A 20,126-nucleotide genomic window follows, 5' to 3' on the forward strand; every position below is an offset into this window, starting at 1 on the left:
ACTTTCTATAAAGGAGATTGCAATGAATATAAGCATTGTAGGAAAACAATTTGAGCTAACAGAGCCGATCAAAAACTATATCCAAGACGCTTTTGATACACTTGGCAAATACAATCTTGACATCATCTCTGCAAGATGTGTTGTAGCAGCCGATGAAAAACAAGGCAAGAAAGGTTTTAACGCAGAATTTTCTCTAAATATGGCACATAAAGATACGATAGTCGTTCGCCAAAAAGATAAAGATCTTTATGCTGCGATCGATCTTGCTGTCGAAAAAGCTTCAAAAGTTTTAAGAAGAGAGCATGATAAGAAATTTACTGTTAAGGGCAAGGCTGATGATAAAGAATTTCGCTCAAGAATAGGCGAAGAAAAGATCGAAGGCGTTGAAGAGATCGTGCCTATGGAGCTTGAAATTTATAAACCACTTGAAGTTGAAGAAGCACTTGAAAAACTAAAATCAAGCGATAAACAATTTTACGTATTTAACGATGTTGACGCAAAAATGCGTGTGATCTACAAAAGAACAGACGGAACTTTCGGTCTTTACTAAAAATAGGGGCAGCTCGCCCCTAAAATTTATACTAATTCACTATAAAATTTCTTTCTAAAATCTAAAAAACCTGTTGCAAAAACTACTGTGCCAGCAAATGACTTTAAATTTTCAAAAAGGTGTTAAGCTCTATCAAGATAACTTTAAATTTAAAATTTTACCCAAGTATTTAAGCAAACCTTTAAGCCTTAAAAGCCAACTATATTTTTATAAATTTTATGAGTAATTTTTATTTAGCTTTGTTGATTAGATTATCAGAGTTATAAAAACCTTATCAAATTATCAATTTTGGTTTTTAACTCAACGTCCAAACATAATGAAAGAGTGCTTTAAAATCAAAAAGTGCCTAAAATTTTATAGAATAGATATCCCTACATAAGATAGATCTAGATATAAGAAGGATTCCCTGTAAGCCATTTTAAGAAGATCTTGGCGAACTAAATTAAAACGACATAAACTAAGTTACAGCTGGTGGAGAGCACGGCAAAGAAGTAAGTGCTGTAAAAAAGTAAGTATTTTTTAAAAAATAATTGCAAGCATCAAGATATGGATTTTTTTATGGACTGGGAAAGAGTAGAAGAATACGGCAATAACACAACAAAGCAAACGAGCTAAAAATGCCTGATAGCGTCAGAAATTTTTAAAGATAAAAGAGAGACAAGGCTCTCTTTTTGATTTTTAAAATATCAAATAGCTAAAACAAATGCTATCTATTTCTCTAAATTTTCACTAGTCTTTGGTCTAAAGGCCTTATTTATCTTTCTTATCCAAATGATTAGCGAGATAAACAAGATAAAGTAAAATACATAGCTAGCTACCGGCCAACTAGTATCAGTGCCGCTTTCTTTTAGCGAGATGACATTTCTAAACTCTTGAAGCATAGAAATTCTATATCCATAATATTTTACAGTTACGTTTCTATCGCTATTTGTGAAGCCTTGGGCCTTAGCTTGCACATCAGCTGAGTTAAATTTAAAATAAAATGGGAATCCCCATGCAGTATCTTCATTTCTATAGGCCATAACTTTATCTGGGTTTTGAGGATTTTTAGTGTAGATGAAATAGACATCTCTAGTAGGGCCATCAGCTGGGTTTTTGGCGTCAATTATGCCATCCTTATCCATACGTTTTACATCGCCACCAGTTATAAAAACGCTATCATAATGCGGAAACGAATAATTAACCACAAGTACCAACAAAAGGTGCAAGAGGACAATAAAAGTAACGCAAATTCTTCTAAAAAATGTAATCATTTCTTTCCTTTAAATTTACGCTATTTTATGAAAAGATAGCTTAAATAAAGGGGCAAAATACCCCTTTAGTTTTAAGCTTTTTTATTAAGCATAAATTTTAGAAGTTGTGCAAGGAAGCTGATTCCACCGATTATTAAAATCGTATCACCAATCATTCTTACCCATCTTAAATTTTGCAAGTGTGATTGTTGTAGAAGCTCAGCGCTTCTTGCATACCACATGCCTTGCTCTAGGCTTGCAAATGCTTGATAAATTCCTATTGGAAGCAACGAAAGCACGATCATTAGCATAAGGCCTATATTTAAGCCCCAAAAACCTACTTTCATAAGTTTTTCATCAAATTCTTGACCTTTGAATAGATAAGTAGCTACTAGCCAAACAAATCCAAGTGCTAAAAATCCATAAACACCAAATAGCGCAGCATGTCCGTGAACTGGAGTCGTATTTAGGCCTTGGATATAAAATAGTGAGATCGGAGGATTGATTAAAAATCCAAATACACCAGCACCTAGCATATTCCAGAAAGCAACTGCGATAAAGCAGTAAAGTGGCCATTTTAATGTCTTAGCCCAAGTTTGAGCAAACTGAAGTCTGTAATGCTCATAAGCTTCAGCGCCAAGCAATACAAGAGGAACTACCTCAAGTGCTGAGAAACTAGCGCCAACTGCCATTATAGGTGTTGTAGTGCCTGCAAAATATAAGTGGTGGAAAGTTCCTGGAATTCCGCCCACTAAAAAAAGTGATGCGCTCGCAAGTGTTGAAAACGTAGCAAATCTCTTTGAAACAAGACCAAGACTAACAAATACAAAAGCAAGTGAAGCGGTAGCAAATACCTCAAAAAAGCCTTCAACCCAAAGGTGTACAACCCACCAGCGCCAGTATTCCATCACTGGAAGTGGACTTCTTTGGCCGTAAAATAATCCTGCTCCGTAAAATAATCCAACTGCAACGGCTGAAGCTGCGAAGATAGCAAGTAAATTTTTGTCACCTTTGTTCTTAAATCCGCCGATAAATCCGCGAAGTAAAAGTAGCATCCAAATGACAAGACCAACAAATAAAATAATTTGCCAAACACGTCCAAGCTCGATATATTCATATCCTTGGTGTCCAAACCAGAAGCTTAAATTTATAGGCATGATATTTGCGATCGCCAAATACTCGCCAGCAAAACTGCCAACTACAAGGATTAGTAGTGCGTAAAATAATAAATCTACGCCAAGCTTTTGGAATTTTGGATCTTTACCGCCATTTATAATAGGTGCTAGGAAAAGACCGCCTGCTAAAAATCCTGTCGCAATCCAGAAAATACTAGCCTGAATGTGCCATGTTCTAGCAAGTGAATAAGGAATATAAGCTGATAAATTTATACCGTAAAATTCTTGTCCTTCTACTGTATAGTGAGCTGTAAAGCCGCCTATTAAAATTTGGAATGCAAAAAGAGCCAAAGTCACAAAAAGATATTTTTTAAGAGCTTTTTGAGATGGAGTTAGGCTTAATTTACTAAGCGGATCCTCGCTAATAGCTTCCAACTTTTCATCATCTTTTTTACCATAAAAAGAGCTAAACCAAACAAGAAATCCAATACCAGCAATAAGTATTACAACGCTTGCGATTGACCAAAAGATATTTTCGCTTGTTGGTACATTATCGATTAGTGGCTCGTGTGGCCAGTTGTTTGTGTATGTAGCATCGCTATTAGGTCTGTTTGCTGCGGTTGCCCAGGCTGACCAGAAGAAAAAGTTATTAAGATCATCTCTATCAGAAGCACTTGGAAGAGTATTTTCTTTCATCGCATAAGCTTCTCTTAAAGATTTAAACTTAGGGTCATTTCCAAAAAGTGATGAATACTCTTGGCTTACTTGTTTCATAGCCTTTAATCTATCGCTGCTAAGTACGATTTTATCGTCTTTTACGCCATTTTCTCGGTACTCTTTTTTAAGTAGAACTTTTAGATTTGCCTTTTGCTCATCATTTAAGTCAGCATATTTTGAGTGATAAATTTTATCTGCTTTTAACTCTAAAAATATAACTAACTCTTTATGAAGCCAGTCCGCACTCCAATCAGGTGCTTGATATGCGCCGTGTCCCCAAACAGAGCCAACTTGCATACCTCCTATGCTTTGCCAGGCCTCTTGACCTTTATAGATACTCTCTTTGTCGATAACGACATTGCCATTCTCATCTGTAAAATTTACAACTGGTGGCGAGCTTCTATAAACCTCAACGCCATAGTAGCCTAAAATACTAAAGCAAATTACTAGTACTGCAACAAGTGCTAGCCAATACTTTTTGTATTCACGCATTGATTCTCCTTTTTTTAAAAATTTTGAGGTGAAGTTTAGCTCATTTTAAAAAATCAAATAATGACATATGTCAATAAAAGGAGAGAATTTATCCCATTAGTTTTATAAGAATTTACAATATATGCAAATTCTTCATAATGTATATGCAAAATTTACATAGAATTAATATAAATATTATTAACATACATGTTTATACTTCAAAAATAAAGGAAAAAATATGCAAACAAATTTTATGCATAAAGTAACCAAATTTAGCCTTGTTGCTTCACTATTTATGGCTCTTAGCCTAAACGCAGCTGAGTCTGCAAGAAGCATAACCGATATGCAAGGCGTAAAAGTAAGCGTCCCAGAAAAAGTTGAGAAGATCGCTGCACTTTGGCACGCAAACAACGAGATCATCCTAGCACTTGGTGGTATGGATAAAGTGGTCACAACAACAGATCTTATCAAGAAGAACAAGTGGTTTGCCCTTGTCTATCCAAAGGTAAAAGACCTACCAGCTGCGCTAAATGGCAAAGATATTCAAGTAGAAGAGCTAGTTAAGCTAGCACCTGATGTTGTCATAGTCTCAAGCAAAAACTATCAAGACGAGCTTAGCAAAAACGGCTTTAGCGCGGTAAATATGATATATAGAGACTATCCAGATATGGAGAAGAGTATCTACGCAACAGCTGAAGTTATCGGCACTGACAAGGCTAGAGCTTTGGCCGAAAAGCTTTCAAACAAGATCCATGAGAACTCAAAATTTGTTGAAGCCAAAACAAAAAATATCCCAGCTGATAAGCGCCCAAAAGTACTTCACCTTCTTGGCGGAGCAAATTTATTAAAGGTTGACGGAACAAACACTATCCAAAACACTTGGATAAATTTAGCTGGTGGCAAAAACGCAGTGGCAAAAGATGGCTCTATGATCGAGCTTACAGCTGAAGAGATTATCAATGCAAACCCTGATATCATCATCGTTGGCGGCAATGACACAGATGCTTTGATCAAAAATGTTAAAGAGCACCCTGCATTTTCTGGCTCAAATGCTGTGAAAAATGGCAAAATTTATGGCAACCCAAAAGGGGTATTTGCTTGGGATAGATATGGCGCTGAGAGCGTGCTTCAAATTTTATGGGCAGCAAAAACTATCCAGCCTGATCTTTTCAAAGACCTAGACATGAAAGCAAAAACAAAAGAGTTTTACAAAGAGTTCCTAAACCACGATCTTAGCGATACAGAGTATGGCTACATGCTAAAAGGTCTAAACCCTGACGGCAGCAGCAAATAATATATGAAAAACGCAAATTTTTCATTAGTTGCTATATTTTTAGCCCTGCTCACCATTGTTTGCGCCTTTGTCGCACTTGGCGTTGGTAGATTTTACATACCATTTAGCGATGTCTTTAGCGTGCTTGTTCACGGCTTTGGCTTTGGCGATGGCGCAGCTAGCAACATCACAAATGTGATAGAAAATTTGCGCATACCTCGCATCATCGCAGCTATCTTAGTCGGTGCCGCTCTTAGCGTGAGCGGTGCTGCCTATCAAGGCGTCTTTAAGAACCAGCTAGTAAGCCCTGATCTTCTTGGCGTCTCGGCTGGTGCTTGCGTGGGAGCTGCAACTGCCATTATCTTTGATCTGTCGCTAATTTGGATACAAATTTTTGCATTTGGCTTTGGCCTAGCAGCCGTTGCTATCACGCTAGCCATACCAAAGATGATGGGGCGCACGAGCACACTTATGCTAGTTCTTTCTGGTATCATCGTAAGCGGCCTAATGGGTTCAATAATCGGCTTTTTAAAATATGTCGCTGATCCTGAAACAAAGCTACCTGACATAGTCTACTGGCAGCTTGGAAGCCTTGCAAAGCTTGATAGCGAGAATTTAAAATTTATAGCCCCAGTGATGATCATCTGCGCCATTTTGCTAATAGCCATGAGCTGGCGCATAAATTTACTCTCGTTTGGCGACGAGAGTGCGGCTAGACTTGGCGTAAATGTAGCTTTTGAACGCGCTATCGTTATCATATGCGCTACGCTCCTTACAGCGTGTAGCGTCTGCATAAGCGGTATAGTCGCTTGGGTGGGACTTCTCATGCCACATCTGGCTCGTATGCTAGTTGGTGCAAATAACATAAAAAGCATGCCAGCAAGCATATTTATGGGTGCGATATTTTTGCTATTTGTCGATACTCTAGCACGCAGCATAAGCGTGAGCGAAGTGCCTCTTGGCGTACTTACTGGCTTTATCGGCACGGTATTTTTCGTCTGGGTCTTGTGGCGAAATAAAAAGGTTGCGTGATGCTTGAAGTTAGAAATTTAAACTTTAGCTACCCAAATGGGGCTGGCAAACTAGAAAATGTAAATTTAAAGATAGGCGCTGGGGAAATTTTAACCATTCTTGGTCGAAACGGAGCTGGCAAATCAACAACTTTAGGCTTAATAAGTGGCTCGCTAAAGCCAGTTTCTGGAGAGATTTTCCTTGATGGCAAAAACGTAGATAGCCTAAGTAATAAAGACCGAGCAAAAATAATGGCCTACGTCGCTCAAAGCGAGATCACAGAGTACGACTACACCGGGCTTGAGTTTATAACAATGGGTCGTGCAGCACACCTTGGCATCTTTGCAAGACCTAGCAAAGAGGACGAAGAGATCGCTAAAATTTATACTAAAAAGCTTGAGATCGAGTATCTTGAAGAGCGTTTTATTACGCAGATGAGCGGTGGTCAAAAGCAAATGTGTATGATCGCACGTGCGATGGCTGCGCAGCCAAAGATGATTATATTTGACGAGCCAACGAGCGCGCTTGACTTTGGCAACCAGTATAAATTCCTACGTACCGTCAAATGGCTAAAAGAGCTTGGCTACTCGGTCGTGCTAACCACTCACAACCCTGACTTTGCCGTGCTTCTTGGCGGATATGTCGCTCTTGTAAAGGGTGATGGCGAGGTTGGATTTGGCACGGTTGATGAGATCATTAGAAGTGAGAATTTAAGCCAGCTTTACGGACTAAATTTAAACGTGAGCTACATCGACGAAGTAAAAAGAAACTGCTGCCTCACTTATCCACTATAAATTTATCTGCTCTTAATTTTTAAGGGCAGATCACTCGTTTTATCTAAAAATTTCTACTTAAATTTACTAATCATAAATGATAAAATGCAAAATAAATTTAAAAGGAAAAACAATGGCTTACCCACTACTAGGCACAAAGATCGTGATCGATGAAGAAAAGGTTCTAAGAGAGAAAAAGTATAAGCTAGACGTAATTTACGAGTATTTGGATAGACTTGCCGAACAATGTAATCTAATTAGGATTGACAAAAATACTTTTCACGCAAAAGGCGATGAGAATGATTTGGCAAATTTGGGTCTATTTGTTTGCCACTATGCTGCTAAAAATGAGTGGATAACTAAAGTGGATAACTAAAAATGTAAAAGAATGGGTTTGGATAGATATGGACGATGGTAATGAGGATATGATAGCAAAACTCAAAAAAGAGAATATAGGAGTTTGGGAATGAGCGACAAAAAATCTCGCCATATCAAATTTTCATATAAATTTTAAAAAGAGCCTGTGAAAGGTTAAATTTTGCTAGGTAAGACAAATTTAGATATAGCGCAAAAGCAAAGACCTTTTAAAACCCTGAGCCATTTTGCCACAGAGAGCCTAGACTAGTTTGCTAGCAACCTTTTTTTAACAGCGATATTAAAAAAAACAAGATCAGTCGCAACAAAACCAAATCAACCGCGTAACAGTTGCCATTTTTCTATCAAATTTAAAGCTAGCCATAAAAGCTTGCGACCTCATCTTAAATTTGACGCAAATTTAAATCCTCTTAGCCAAAAAATTATCCGCCTTAAATTTAATACAACCCACAAGATCAAATTTAAGCGTTACTTTTAAATTCCGCCACTCTAGCCTTTGCAGCCTGCGTGATATCATCCTCGTAGTCATAAAAGTTAAAGGTTGCTCCGTGCTGGAAAAAGCCATTTAGTATATCGCCACTTTGGCGGTTTTTCAGATCAAGCTCGGCCACCTTAAAGCCGTCGTTTGTCGCGCAAAATTCTTTTAGTCTTGCTGGCGCCTCTTTTAGCTTGGTAAATAAAAAGCAGTATCCATAACCGCCGTTTCGCCCCACTCTGCCTCGCAGCTGATGAAGCGTGGCAAGCCCCAGCCGCTCAGCGCCCACGATTACGATAGTATTTAGCCTTGGCAGCGAAATACCAACCTCAACAACAGTGGTTGAGAGCAAAATTTCGCCCTCTTCTCTAAACCGCCTTAAAATTTCTTCTTTCTCTTTATCCTTGCCGTGCGTGACAAAGACTTTTTTGAAATTCTTTAGCCAAAAGCCCTGCGCCTCGCTTAGACTTTGGTAGTTTGAGCTCTCGCTGCTCTCGACTAGCGGATATATGATGGCTACTTGAAAGCCGCTCGCAAGCTGCTTTTTGATGTGAGCTAGCAAAAAGCCAAACTCGCTAGCGCCTAAAATTTGGCTCGTTATATTTTTCTTAAATGGCATCTGCTTTAAAAAGCTAAAATTTACGATCTCAGACTGGATTAAACTTAGCGTCCTTGGTATTGGCGTAGCTGAAAACTGCACGAAATTTGCTCGCTCGTCCTCGTTTGAGGCAAGCTCTTCTATCTTTTTGCGCTGGTTTGAGCCAAAGCGGTGCTGCTCATCGACCATAACAAGCGGCGAGTTTGGCAGCTCGTGAAAGAGTAGCGCATGCGTGCCAACGATCAAATTTACCCCGCTAAAGTCTATCTTTTTCTCCCCGCTTCGCACCAGCATCACATTCATAAAAGCAGGTAGCAACCTCTTTGCTTCGTTATAAATTTGCTCGCTTAAGATGCTTGTTGGCGCCATCAAAATGGCACTTTGAGGATATACACTAAGCGCGGCTGCTAGGATCACTAGCGTCTTGCCACTTCCCACGTCGCCCATTATGACGCGCCTTTTTGCCTGCACAGCGCCAAGGTCGTCTCTGATATCATTTATCGCGTTTAACTGGTCGTTTGTCGGCGTAAATGGCAAGCTCTTAAGCCAAGAGCTTATGTCAAAAAGTTTGATTTTTGGGCTTTTAAAATAGGTTTTTTTAGCACTTAGCTTTTTTATGTAGTTAAAAATTTCTACAAATTTTAAGATCTGCACGCCCTCGCCATCATTTTTTAGGCGGTATAAAATTTGCACACTTTGCTCGTCTAGTCTTTGCAGCTCAGCTAGAAATTTAGCCTCTCGCTCATTTAAGCCTTCGGCTAATAAATTTTGTAAATTTATATATTTTAAAACAAGTTTTTTGACCTCATCGTCTTTTAGCTCGGTCTTAAATTTAGGCACAATCTGGCCTATTTTTGTGGTGATTTTTGGATTTATTATCTGCCACGAGCCAAAGGCATAGGAGCAAAGCCCATATATCGCCATCTCTTTGCCCATCTTAAAAGCGCCGTAGTGCCAAGACTTTGCGTTAAAAATGACGATCTTTACGCTACTTTGCCACTGCTCGCAAAAGGTAAGTGCAGTTAGCATACCAGGGCGCGAGGCGAGTGAGGTGATCTTTACATTTATGCAGACCTGCCCCTCTCTTGGGCTCTTAGCGATCGTCGTATCCTCAAAGCCCTTTGGTAGCACGAGAGCAAGGTCAAGCAGGCTAAGCACGCCTATTTTTAGAAGTTTTGCTCTGTCGCTTGCTTCAAATTTCATTTTTTAAGACGCAAAAACTTAGCTGATTGATCTCTGCGTGGGCTTTTATGAAGCTATTTAGCTCACTTAGCGAAAGGGCTGAAATTTTATCCAGATCCTTTAAAAATGCCCCAAGCTCGCCATGCTCGTAAAACTCGCCCTGCGCGATGTCAAGGCGCTTAAATAGCGTCTCAAGCCTAAGCGGCAACGAGCCAAGTAAAAATTTCTTCGCCTGCTCAAGCTCGGCCTTGCTAACGCCTTTTTTACTAAATTTTAAAATTTCCTCTTTTATAACGGCGATAGCCTCATCCTTTTTCTCATTTTTTGTCTGCATGTAGCCGTAAAGCTGGCTGTAAGAGAGATTTAGCAAATTTCTAGCGTAGGCGCTGTATGCAAGCCCTCTTTTCACGCGGATCTCCTCCATGAGCCTCGAGCCAAAGCCACCCTCGCCTAGGATAAATGTCGCCACTGCGGCCTTGTATTTTTCTTCAGGTTTTACATCAAATGGCGCGCCAAAGTAGATGTATGCCTGCTCGCTTTGCCTGATGATCTCGCTACTTTCACACTTGTCGCTTGGGCTAAAGCGCTCTAGCTTTCGCACCTTGCCAGGTTTTAGTATCTCTAAAACGCTAGCAAGCTCTTTTGTCTGCTTCTCGTCGATGTCGCCACCTAGCACGCAAAGTAGGTTTGAAAGGTCTAAGTGCTCATTTAAAAATTTACTCACGTCTTCAAGTGTTATGGCTTTAATGCTCTTTTTCGTGCCGATGCTTGGCAGAGCAAGCACGCTTTTTGGGTATAAAATCTCAAAGAGTCCCTGCCTTGCCACGTAGTCAAAGTCGTTTTCATTTGCTGCGATCTCGCCAAGTGTGACGGTTTTGCACCTATTTAGAATTTCTTCTGTTAAATTTGGAGCGCTTATAAGCTCTTTTAGCTTGCCGCACGCAAAGACAAAGTGCTCTTTTAAGCAGTTTAGATCGATGCAAAATATCTCAAAGCCGCAGCTTGCATTTAGGCTAATCGCCCGCACTTCAAGCTCTTTGGCAAATTTAGCCGAGCCTAGCTTCATATCACCCTCATTTAGCAAATTTGCACTTAGCCTTGCAAGGCCTGCTAGCTTGCCATTTTGCGAGCTACCAGCTGCCTTGAAAACTAGCTTTAGGCTCACTACTGGCATCGCTTTTGAGCTTTCAAAAACGACTGGGATTTTTACATTTTTTACATTGATATCTAAAATTTTCATCTAAAATTTCTCCAAAATATCGTAGTTTGTGTTGCGCTTAGCTGGAATTTCTCCAACATCTTTTATAAGCTCGATCATCTGCTCTTGATTCATCCTAAAGCTAGCCCCTGCAGCCTTTACGACGTTTTCTTCCATCATAGTGCTACCAAGATCATTTGCACCAAAAAGAAGTGCTAGCTGACCTACGTAGCTACCCTGCGTGACCCAGCTGCTTTGGATATTTTTAAAGTTATCTAAAAAGAGCCTTGAAACCGCAAGAAGCCTTAGATAGACGTTTGAGCTTTGTTTTTTGATCTCTGGGAATTCTTGCATGAGCTTTGTATTTAGCCCCTGAAAGCTCCAAAGTATAAATGCTCTAAATCCAGATGTTTCATCTTGTAAATTTCTGATGTGCTCCCAGTGCTCCACGATCTCACGAGTGCTCTCAACCGTGCCAAACATCATCGTTGCAGTCGTTTTCATGCCAAGCTCGTGCGCCTCTTTGTGTATGCGAAGCCAGTCTGCGGTGTCGCATTTTTTAGGGGCGATGATGTCACGCACTCTATCACTTAAAATCTCCGCTCCAGCCCCTGGCATCGAGTATAAGCCCTTTTCATTTAGGCATCTTAAGACCTCTTTTGTAGAAATTTTTGAAACTCTTGCGATATAGTCGATCTCAACTGCAGAAAAGCCATGTATCGTGATGCTTGGATAGTGCTTGCTGATGTAGCCGACAAGCTCCTCGTACCACTCGATCTTTAGCTTTGGATGAACGCCACCTTGAAATAAAATTTGCGTGCCGCCAATGGCGATTAGCTCCTCGATCTTCTTGCCGATCTCCTCAAAACTTAGCACATAAGCGTTCTCTTCTTTTGCGTGGCGGTAAAATGCGCAAAATTTACAATCCACCCAGCAGACGTTTGTATAGTTGATGTTGCGATCTACGATAAAAGTCGTTATGCCATCTGGATGAAGCTCTTTTTTTCTAGCTAGCGCCATCTTGCCAAGCTCGTGAAGCGGTGCATTTTCTATAAGATCGATGGCTTCATTTACACTAAGTCTTTTCAAATTTAACCTTTTATTTTGCTTATTTTTGGGCGAAAGTTTAGCCAAAAATGCTTTTAAATATGATAAATCAAGCGTTATGAAAAATTAATTTTTAAAGGCTAAAATGTGAGAAATTCTTTAAAGGAGCGAGTTATGAAAAAGATAGTATTTGCCGTTATTTGCGGACTATTTTTAGTTGGTTGTGCTAAAAATGAGCCAAAGCCAGCAAGCCACGAAGGTTGCGGTTGTCCTCATCACAAAGAGATAAAAAGCGATATGCAAAAACAAGGTTGCCACCATCAAGGCTGCATGATGCAAGGCTCAATGCACAGCGATATGCAAGGCTGCCCAGATCACGCAAAATAATAAAAGTGCCAAATGGCACTTTTATTTTAATATCACCTTGTCACCTTTGGTGCCAAGAACCGTCACCTTCTCTCCATTAGCTAAATTTCCATCATATTTCCAAAGTGTGCCTTTGAAATAGACCATATTTTCTCTAATCTCGCCAACTCCGGCTTCGTCTAAAAATTCCTCGTTAAAGCTCTCTTTTCTAGACATAAATTTACTCTTTAGCGGCGCTTTTAAAAGCACAAGGAGCACGATCGCAATCACCGCCGTAGTTAAAATTTGATAGCTCCAAGCAAAACTAAAACCAAAATTTATAGCTCCAACTACTATAAAAGCTATGCCAAAAAATAGCAAATAAAACGAGAAAAAGATAAACTCGGTGATGCACAAAATCACACCGATTGCTATCATTATAAAAGGGCTGATCACGCCTTATCCTTAGCTAGGAAATTTTTCAAAACGCTAAGGGAGCCAATAAGCTCAGTCGCCTCATAAGGGACTAAAATTTTATCTTTTGAGCTGTTTTTAGCTAGCTCGCTAAATGCCCCGACTCTATCGCGCGCGAGCAAAAATTCTGCTGCATTTGCGTTTTTGCTCATGCTATCATTTATCATATCCATAGCCTCTTTTTGAGCCGTTGCTATGGCGATTTGCTCGTATTTTTTCGCATCAGCCATACGCTCGATCGCCTCTGCTTGAAGCACTTTTTCTTGTTTTAGCGCCTCTGCGTTGCGTATTAGTGCCTCTTTTTCAGCCAAGGCTTTTAGCTCAATCGCACGTTTTTCACGCTCAGCTTTCATCTGCATATTCATCGCCTCTTCAATGCCAAGTGGGACAGAAATTTCAGAAATTTCTACACGCATGATCTTTACGCCCCAGTTGCCAGCTGCATCGCCAAGAGCCACTTGAAGTGCGGCATTTAGGCGGTCACGTGAGCTTAGCGTATCATCAAGGTTCATCGCGCCTATCTCACCACGAAGCGTTGTCATGGCTAAATTTGCAATGGCACGCTTGTAGTTATCTACGTTATAAACTGCCATTTTTGCGTCAAATACCTTTAAAAAGACAATACCATCGACGCTTATGTTTACGTTATCTTTTGTGATGACTTGCTGTTTTGTGATGTCTACAAGCTGCTCTTTTACGGTAATGATCGCTCTTATCTGATCGACAAATGGGATGATAATGTGAAATCCGCCATCAAGCACTTTGTGAAATTTACCAAGTCGCTCGATGAGTAGGTTATCAGCTTGTGAGACGATCTTGATGCCAGCCTTTAAAAACAAGAACGCAAAGATAACCAGAACTACGACTAAAACGCCAAATGCTTCGATTTGCATTTTTACTCCTTTAATTTATAATTTGTTATTTTCTTAAGTATTATAATACATTTTAAATTTTATTTTCAAAAAGGATTAGCATGAAAAATTTTATATTTGCACTAAGTGCGGCCCTACTTTTGGCAGGTTGTGCCTCATCTAGCCAAAATGCAAACGTCCCACAAGGCAAATGTGAAGTAAAAGGTAGCTGCATGGCTCCAGTAAGCAGTATCGAAGGCACTTATAAGGCGTTTTTACCTTGCGCTAGCTGCATGGGCATAGACTCAACCCTTACACTTAAAAAAGACGGCACATTTGAAAGTGTGATGAACTACAAGTCAAAAGACAACTACAAAGCCGTTAGCAAGGGCAAATACTCAGTTAAAAACGGCGTTATCACAACTATTGATGAGTATAAAGAGAAGAGCTTTTATAAGATCGAGGGAGAGAGCCTAAAGATGCTTGACATGGATCAAAAAGAGGTCACTGGCGAGCTAAAAGACAAATACATCTTTAAACGCGTAAAATAAATTTTAAAGGCAAAATGATATAATTTTGCAATTTTTAAGGAGTTGCAAATGAAATATCTTTTTGCCATACTTATCTCATTTTTCATCCTTGGCTGCGCAAAAAATGAAAATTTAGAGCCAAAACAAAACACACAAAATACAGCAAAAGAAGACAAACCACTAGTTCAGGCAAATACACCCAAAAAGCCAGAAAAGTTAATACTTCCAAACTCAATTTATAGTAGTTTTCACACTATTTTGCCTTGCCCAAATTGCGAAGGCATAAAAACTATCATTACGCTAAATAAAGACAAAACCTACACAAAAACAATGCTTACTATAGATAAAGAAGTAAGCTTGGTTGAAAAAAATGGTACATTTGATGTTGATGATAGTGCTATCATTTTAAAAGATGAAAATGGCAATCTTAGCTATTTCGCACCAAATAAAAACTCACTTTTTCAGCTTGATGACAAGAAAAATAAGCGAGTTGGCGTGCTAGCTCAAATTTATAATTTCGAGCCGGTAAATAAAGCTTACAAAGATAGTTTTTTTGCTAAATTTTATAAATTTAAAAACAAAGATAACTTTTTAGACATTGTAATCGTACCAAGCAAAAATGGTGCGAAAATAAGTTTTTATTCATCATTAAAAAATGGCTCGCCACTTTGCGAGTTTAGCTCTGAGCTACTTTACGACAAAGGAATTTTTTACCTTTTAGATGAAAAAGGCATTGCTCTAAGCATACACAGGATAAATAATGCAATTTTTCTAGTAGCAAATGACAAAATTTGTAAAAATGCTCACATAAGTGGACGATATAAAAAAGATAAAGATCAAAAAAATCTCTTTGGCAAAGGCTTTTTTGCAGAGCTGACAAACGAATCAGCAAATAGAGATGTGATAAAAATTTATGGCTCAAAAAACATAAAACGGGATAACACAAAAAAAGAAAACAGCTACATCGTAACAAACAAAAATGAAAGAATTTTTGAATATACCTTGCTAAATGGTATTATCACAAGCATTGAGATTTACTCAAATGAGTTTAAAACTCCAGAAAATATCAGCCTTAAATCAAATTTCAAAGATATAAAAAATTCTCTTGTTATCTCTAAATTTAGTAGCGATAAAAACAATATTTATCTAAAAATAGATAGCCACGATATGTTAATCACACTAAAAAATCCACTTACAAAAGAGATAACAAGCCTAAACGATATACCAGATGAAACAAAGATAGAGCAAATAACGCTAATGTGGAATCAATAAGTTGAAAGAATATCTTAAACTTTTAAAAGAAGAGAGAAATTTTCGCCTTTTAAGCATCATTCAGCTTATATGCTATTTTGGCGTATGGTTTTCGCACACAGGTATCTTTACCCTTCTTATCAAGCTTGACGCTCCTGTTTGGGCGATTACGCTAAGTGCAGCGATGGCATTTATCCCAGGTGTTGTCATAGCTCCGTTTAGTGGAATTTTAGTTGATAAATTTAGCCCAAAACCAATGCTTGTCATCATGATGGCAGTTGAGACGATAAGCGTTTTCATGCTTCTTTTTATAGACTCACTTGATTTTTTATGGCTACTTTTACTCATCATTTTTGTTAGAAATGGCACTGGCGGAATGTATTTTCAAGTAGAGATGAGCGTACTGCCAAAAATTTTAAGCAAAGAAAATCTCAAACTCGCAAACGAGATCCACTCTATCATATGGGCGGTCTCATACACCGCTGGTATGGGGCTAGCTGGAGTTTATATACATTTTTTTGGGATAAAAAGCGCATTTTTGCTTGATGGCATACTATACATTTTTAGCTTTGGATTTTTATATTTTTTAAATTTACAAGGTCTAAAGCCAGAATTTATAGAAAAGCCTCTAAAAATGCTCAAAAATGGGCTTAAATATCTAAAAGAAAATAGACTCATCGTGCATCTTATATTCTTGCACGCCTTTGTTGGCATTACCGCTTATGACGCATTGATCGCACTTTTGGCTGATTACAAATATGCAAATTTACTCTCAACATCGCTAGTTATAGGACTATTAAATACTTCAAGATCCATTTCACTTATGTTTGCTCCAGCCATACTTAGCAAATTTATAAATAAAAATACGCTTATTTTCGTATATATCGGTCAAGGCCTTGGTATCATTATTTGGGCTTTATCGCTTTGGAATTTTTATCTATCGCTTATTGGCATTATCTTTGCTGGATTTTGCACATCAAGCCTTTGGAGCTACACCTATACGATGCTTCAGCAAAACTGCAAAAAAGAATTTTATGGCCGAGTGATTGCATATAACGATATGATTTTTCTTGGCTTTAGCGCTCTCATTTCATTTATCATTGGTCTGCTTTATGATATTGGATTTAGCGTTGAGATGATTGCGAGTTTTATGGGAAGCCTCTTTTTTGTAGGGGCTTTTTACTATCACATCGTATTAAAAAGCTACAAAATAAGGTGATTGATTTTAAATTAAGTCGCCCAAGTTAAAAGGCGACTTAGTAAATTTTTATTTTTTTAGATAGTAGGTAGTTCCATTTGAAAATCGTTTTTCATAAGCTGGAGTGTAAGGCACAAGATCAGCGTGCCCAGCATAAAGCCTACCATCTGGCTTAAGCAATTTATGAAGCCTCTCAACACATTTTAATCTAAAATCATCATCAAAATAGATCATCATATTTCTTGAAAGCACGATATCAAATTTTCCTAGATTAAAAATAGCATCATCAAAAACATTTAAAATTTTAAACTCACACCTTGGTAAAATTTCTTTTTTTATCTTAAATTTATCATCGACTTTTGTAAAAAATCTCTCTTTTTGAAAATCGCTTAACCTATGCAAGCTCCTCTCACTAAAAATACCATTTTGACAGCTTGCTATGGCTTCTGAGTTTATGTCTATACCTACGATTGAAATTTCATGCTGTTTAAATCCCATCTCATAAGCAAGCATTGCAAGCGAATATGACTCATCTCCAGTAGAGCAAGGAGCACACAAAATTCTAGCTCCTCCAAGCTCCTTTGCGTAATATATCACATCTTTAAGTTGAGGCAACTCTCTATAAAAATAAGTCTCATTTACAGTTACTAGATTTAAAATGTCTTGTCGTAAGCTTGAGTTATATCTTATCATTGAAACAAGATCTTTAAAGCTTTTTATCTGGCGATCCCTAATAAAAATGGTAATTCGCTGCAATGTAATATCTCTTTTTGGCTCCAGATCAACTCCGCAAAGAGTTTTGATAACGTTCATAAATTCATTAAAACTATCCATATCTTGTGAAGTATTTGTTTGCATTGTTTTTGTATCTTTTGTGTCATTAGTTAATAGCATTTAAAAAATCCTCCAGCTCTTTTTTTATCATAGTTAGATTTAATGATTTTAAGCTTTGATTTAGCTCTTTTGCACGTTTTGGCATGCCATAAACTATCGCGCTCTCTTCATTTTCAGCTATACATTTTGCTCCAGCCTTATAAAGTTTATCAAGCCCAGATGCACCATCATCTCCGATGCCAGTTAGCAAGATAGCTAGGACATTTGCGCTTTTACAAATTCCAACTCCAGATTTAAACAACACATCAACATTTGGCGTATATATAGTCTTTTCTTCTGTATTTGGCTTTGCACTGATCGGTAAATTTGGTGACACCACTACATTTTGTTCACAGACATATACGGTATTTTCTTTTAAAATTTTCCTCTCATTTAAAATTTCAACATCCAAGCCACACTCTTTTCCGATTTGCATAGCAAAAGAGTTTATAAACATTTTATTCATGTGCTGGGCTATCACGATGATAGCTCCATTTAGTTTTACGTTTTTTAATAACTTTTTTAAATGCCCAGGCCCGCCAGTAGACGCCCCTATTAATATTAATTTTTGTGCCACAAATAGCCTTTAAAATTTTAATTTAATATTTAGCTTACGCCACTTTTTTGTATATCGTCAATATCCTTGCCACTCTTTATATGCCTTGCTAATTTTTAAGCAAATTTATAGATCATTTCTTTGTGATCTTATATAAAAAGCTAAAAATTTCAGCAACAGCTTTATATAAATTTGGTGGAATTTCTTGATCAACTTCAACCTTGCTTAAAATTTCAATAAGATCAGGATCCTCTTTGATCGGTATATCATGCTCTTTTGCAAGATCAATTATTCTATTTGCTATCTCTCCAGCGCCACTAGCCAGCACTCTTGGAGCATTGTCTTTAGATCTGTTGTAGCCAAGAGCTACTGCTTTTTTCTTATTTACTTGCATTAAATTTTCTTATCAAAGCCCACATCAAGGCCACCAAATTTTTTAAATCTATCATTTAGCTTTACTTTTGACAAAGTTTTGATATTAAAGTTTGAAACTATGAGTCCAAGCTTTGATATTGCTTGTTTTAATTTGCTAGAGTTTGAAAGAATTAGCTCCTTAAAATCATTTGTTTGCGTAGCCACCGAAAGATCGATGTATCTTTTATCAATAAGTCCAACCATCACATTTATCTGTCCAAATTTCTTAAAATTTAGATCGATCTGAGCGTAAAATTTATCCTTTTTGCCTTGCTTAAATGCGATATTTCCACCCTCAACACCATCCCAAATATAAGGCATATAAGTTTGAATCCCGCCTTGAAGACTTGATATCATTTGATGCATCTCGATCTGTGAAATCATCTTGTTTGCAGCATTTACGCTTTGTGGGTTTTGACTCTTTTCACTGATATTTAAAAGTGTACTTTTTATATCTTGGCTTAGCACCTTTGAAATTTCGCTGCTATTTTTAGTCGTAATGTTATTTATATCATTTGTAGCGAGATTTAACTGCTTTAAAAGCGCCTTGCTCTCGCTTAGCTCATTTTTAGCCAAACTTGCCTTAGCATCAGCAAGGCTTAGGCTATGAGCAAGACGCCTCGCCGCACTTTGGAGCTTATCTTGCAAGCTATCATCCTTTGAAACATCGCTCATCTCATTAAACGCTTTTACAAGCCCTGCTTCATCGCCTATGTTATTTAGCGTTTTTAGATCGTTTTTTATGCTATCAAGGATAGTTTTTAGCTCTTTGTGATTTTGGCTAAAACCAAAATTTTGATTTAGCTTTTCACTCGCTAAATTTCCTACCTTCTCGCTTAAATTTGAGATGAAATTTTGCATTTTGCCTATTTGATTTTTTACTAGCTCGCCATTTTCATCTTTTGAAAAATTTTTATCTAAAAATTTAACCACACTATCAAGCTTGTCAACATCTTTTAAAAGGGTTTTTATGTTTGAGTTATCAAGGATGTTTTTTGCATCATTGCTCGCTTTTTCAAGTATAGAAGCAAGTTTTGAAAAAGAATTTTGATTGTCTAATTTTTCATCATTTATGGTTAAAATTTGATTTAGTAAATTCCCACTTGAGAGATTTTTTATATCGCTTAGTAGCTTCTGAACCGAGCTTGGAAGCTTCTCTGGACTAAGTGCATCTTTTAAATTTGCTTCAAGCATTACGCCTGAGTTTTTGATCTGATCATTTAGTGAGCCAGCCTTTAGATCAGCTATTGGTTTTAGAAATTCTTTTATCTTTAGTGCAAGGCTCTTTATCTCAGGGCTTTCATTTTGCGTTGCTTCTACTTCTAAGCTTTTTGCAAGGTCTGATAGCTCGCCTGCTAAATTTGGAGCGATTTTTGTATCCTTTGCCTGAGATAAAATTTGTTCAGCCTTGCTAAGACTTGAAGCACTTTTTAGATCATCAAGTACTCTTGCAACGAGTTTCCCAACATTATCAAGTGTCTCTGAAATACTCTGCTCACTAGGCGTTTGTACGCTTGGCTGATTTTTAAAAAGCGAGCCTTCATTTTTACGAACTGGCACATTTTGAGTAGCATTTTGCCCGGTTTGAACCGAAGTATTTGATATATTCAAAGAATT

General features: G+C 37.9%; 19 protein-coding genes and 1 pseudogene. 9 read left to right on the forward strand and 11 right to left on the reverse strand.

Going from position 1 to position 20,126, the window contains the following annotated elements; translation table 11 throughout:
- Positions 1–22 precede the first annotated feature (22 nt).
- Positions 23–550, forward strand: a complete 528-nt coding sequence (hpf, locus tag CVT05_RS05070; protein ID WP_107698041.1) for a ribosome hibernation-promoting factor, HPF/YfiA family — start codon at positions 23–25, stop codon at positions 548–550.
- A 710-nt stretch (positions 551–1,260) separates the two neighbouring features.
- On the opposite strand, the gene CVT05_RS05075 is transcribed toward hpf, so the two are convergent.
- Together CVT05_RS05075 and CVT05_RS05080 are read right to left on the reverse strand one after the other, a co-directional pair.
- Positions 1,261–1,803: a DUF1523 family protein gene (locus CVT05_RS05075; protein ID WP_107698042.1), complete on the reverse strand. Its 543-nt coding sequence runs from the start codon at positions 1,801–1,803 to the stop codon at positions 1,261–1,263.
- A gap of 71 nt (positions 1,804–1,874) precedes the next feature.
- Positions 1,875–4,106 (reverse strand): nitric-oxide reductase large subunit, encoded by a 2,232-nt coding sequence (locus CVT05_RS05080; protein WP_107698043.1) that lies wholly within the window; start codon positions 4,104–4,106, stop codon positions 1,875–1,877.
- A gap of 217 nt (positions 4,107–4,323) precedes the next feature.
- Between CVT05_RS05080 and CVT05_RS05085 the strand changes: the two genes are divergently transcribed.
- The 4 genes and pseudogenes from CVT05_RS05085 (at position 4,324) to CVT05_RS05100 (ending at position 7,612) form a co-directional block, all read left to right on the forward strand.
- Positions 4,324–5,379: an ABC transporter substrate-binding protein gene (locus CVT05_RS05085; protein WP_107698044.1), complete on the forward strand. Its 1,056-nt coding sequence runs from the start codon at positions 4,324–4,326 to the stop codon at positions 5,377–5,379.
- A 3-nt stretch (positions 5,380–5,382) separates the two neighbouring features.
- Positions 5,383–6,390, forward strand: coding sequence for a FecCD family ABC transporter permease (locus CVT05_RS05090; protein WP_107698045.1), 1,008 nt, complete (start codon positions 5,383–5,385; stop codon positions 6,388–6,390).
- Positions 6,390–7,163, forward strand: coding sequence for an ABC transporter ATP-binding protein (locus CVT05_RS05095; RefSeq protein WP_107698046.1), 774 nt, complete (start codon positions 6,390–6,392; stop codon positions 7,161–7,163). The genes CVT05_RS05090 and CVT05_RS05095 overlap by 1 nt, the downstream gene beginning before the upstream one ends.
- A 112-nt stretch (positions 7,164–7,275) precedes the next feature.
- Positions 7,276–7,612 (forward strand): annotated as a pseudogene (locus CVT05_RS05100) (hypothetical protein).
- Positions 7,613–7,978: 366 nt separating this feature from the next.
- Here CVT05_RS05100 and recG read toward each other — a convergent pair.
- From recG to CVT05_RS05115, 3 genes are read right to left on the reverse strand one after another with little or no spacing between them, the layout of a single operon-like run.
- On the reverse strand, positions 7,979–9,793 hold the full coding sequence (gene recG, locus CVT05_RS05105; protein ID WP_107698047.1) for an ATP-dependent DNA helicase RecG: 1,815 nt from the start codon (positions 9,791–9,793) through the stop codon (positions 7,979–7,981).
- Positions 9,783–11,012 carry a M16 family metallopeptidase gene (locus CVT05_RS05110; RefSeq protein ID WP_107698048.1) on the reverse strand — a complete coding sequence of 410 codons (1,230 nt, stop codon included), beginning with the start codon at positions 11,010–11,012 and terminating at the stop codon, positions 9,783–9,785. The genes recG and CVT05_RS05110 overlap by 11 nt, the downstream gene beginning before the upstream one ends.
- On the reverse strand, positions 11,013–12,059 hold the full coding sequence (locus CVT05_RS05115; RefSeq protein WP_103579523.1) for a dehypoxanthine futalosine cyclase: 1,047 nt from the start codon (positions 12,057–12,059) through the stop codon (positions 11,013–11,015). It abuts the gene before it with no gap.
- A gap of 132 nt (positions 12,060–12,191) precedes the next feature.
- On the opposite strand from CVT05_RS05115, the gene CVT05_RS05120 reads away from it, so the two are divergent.
- On the forward strand, positions 12,192–12,404 hold the full coding sequence (locus tag CVT05_RS05120) for a hypothetical protein (protein WP_107698049.1): 213 nt from the start codon (positions 12,192–12,194) through the stop codon (positions 12,402–12,404).
- Positions 12,405–12,425: 21 nt separating this feature from the next.
- Here CVT05_RS05120 and CVT05_RS05125 read toward each other — a convergent pair whose 3' ends face one another.
- The gene (locus CVT05_RS05125; protein ID WP_107698050.1) at positions 12,426–12,818 is read right to left on the reverse strand and encodes an NfeD family protein; all 393 of its coding nucleotides are present in this window, start codon (positions 12,816–12,818) and stop codon (positions 12,426–12,428) included.
- Positions 12,815–13,729, reverse strand: coding sequence for an SPFH domain-containing protein (locus CVT05_RS05130; protein ID WP_054196349.1), 915 nt, complete (start codon positions 13,727–13,729; stop codon positions 12,815–12,817). The genes CVT05_RS05125 and CVT05_RS05130 overlap by 4 nt, the downstream gene beginning before the upstream one ends.
- An 80-nt stretch (positions 13,730–13,809) precedes the next feature.
- On the opposite strand from CVT05_RS05130, the gene CVT05_RS05135 reads away from it, so the two are divergent.
- The 3 genes from CVT05_RS05135 to CVT05_RS05145 are packed head-to-tail and all read left to right on the forward strand — an operon-like array spanning position 13,810 to position 16,687.
- Positions 13,810–14,238, forward strand: a complete 429-nt coding sequence (locus tag CVT05_RS05135) for a copper resistance protein NlpE (RefSeq protein WP_107698051.1) — start codon at positions 13,810–13,812, stop codon at positions 14,236–14,238.
- A 48-nt stretch (positions 14,239–14,286) separates the two neighbouring features.
- Positions 14,287–15,489 (forward strand): copper resistance protein NlpE, encoded by a 1,203-nt coding sequence (locus tag CVT05_RS05140; protein WP_107698052.1) that lies wholly within the window; start codon positions 14,287–14,289, stop codon positions 15,487–15,489.
- A gap of 1 nt (position 15,490) precedes the next feature.
- The gene (locus CVT05_RS05145) at positions 15,491–16,687 is read left to right on the forward strand and encodes an MFS transporter (RefSeq protein WP_107698053.1); all 1,197 of its coding nucleotides are present in this window, start codon (positions 15,491–15,493) and stop codon (positions 16,685–16,687) included.
- Positions 16,688–16,735: 48 nt separating this feature from the next.
- Here CVT05_RS05145 and CVT05_RS05150 read toward each other — a convergent pair whose 3' ends face one another.
- The 4 genes from CVT05_RS05150 to CVT05_RS05165 form a co-directional block, all read right to left on the reverse strand.
- Positions 16,736–17,560 carry a CheR family methyltransferase gene (locus CVT05_RS05150; protein WP_234400554.1) on the reverse strand — a complete coding sequence of 275 codons (825 nt, stop codon included), beginning with the start codon at positions 17,558–17,560 and terminating at the stop codon, positions 16,736–16,738.
- On the reverse strand, positions 17,547–18,116 hold the full coding sequence (locus tag CVT05_RS05155) for a CheB methylesterase domain-containing protein (protein WP_021090732.1): 570 nt from the start codon (positions 18,114–18,116) through the stop codon (positions 17,547–17,549). Before CVT05_RS05155 ends, CVT05_RS05150 begins: the two co-directional genes overlap by 14 nt.
- 112 nt (positions 18,117–18,228) lie before the next feature.
- Complete coding sequence (locus CVT05_RS05160; protein WP_021090972.1) at positions 18,229–18,489, reverse strand: FlhB-like flagellar biosynthesis protein; 261 nt, start codon at positions 18,487–18,489, stop codon at positions 18,229–18,231.
- Entirely contained in the window at positions 18,489–20,120 is a 1,632-nt protein-coding gene (locus tag CVT05_RS05165) for a flagellar hook-length control protein FliK (RefSeq protein ID WP_199906737.1), read from the reverse strand. Before CVT05_RS05165 ends, CVT05_RS05160 begins: the two co-directional genes overlap by 1 nt.
- Positions 20,121–20,126 lie beyond the last annotated feature (6 nt).

Origin of the sequence: Campylobacter concisus, assembly GCF_003049705.1 — a bacterium.
Classification (GTDB): Bacteria; Campylobacterota; Campylobacteria; order Campylobacterales; family Campylobacteraceae; genus Campylobacter_A; species Campylobacter_A concisus_AR.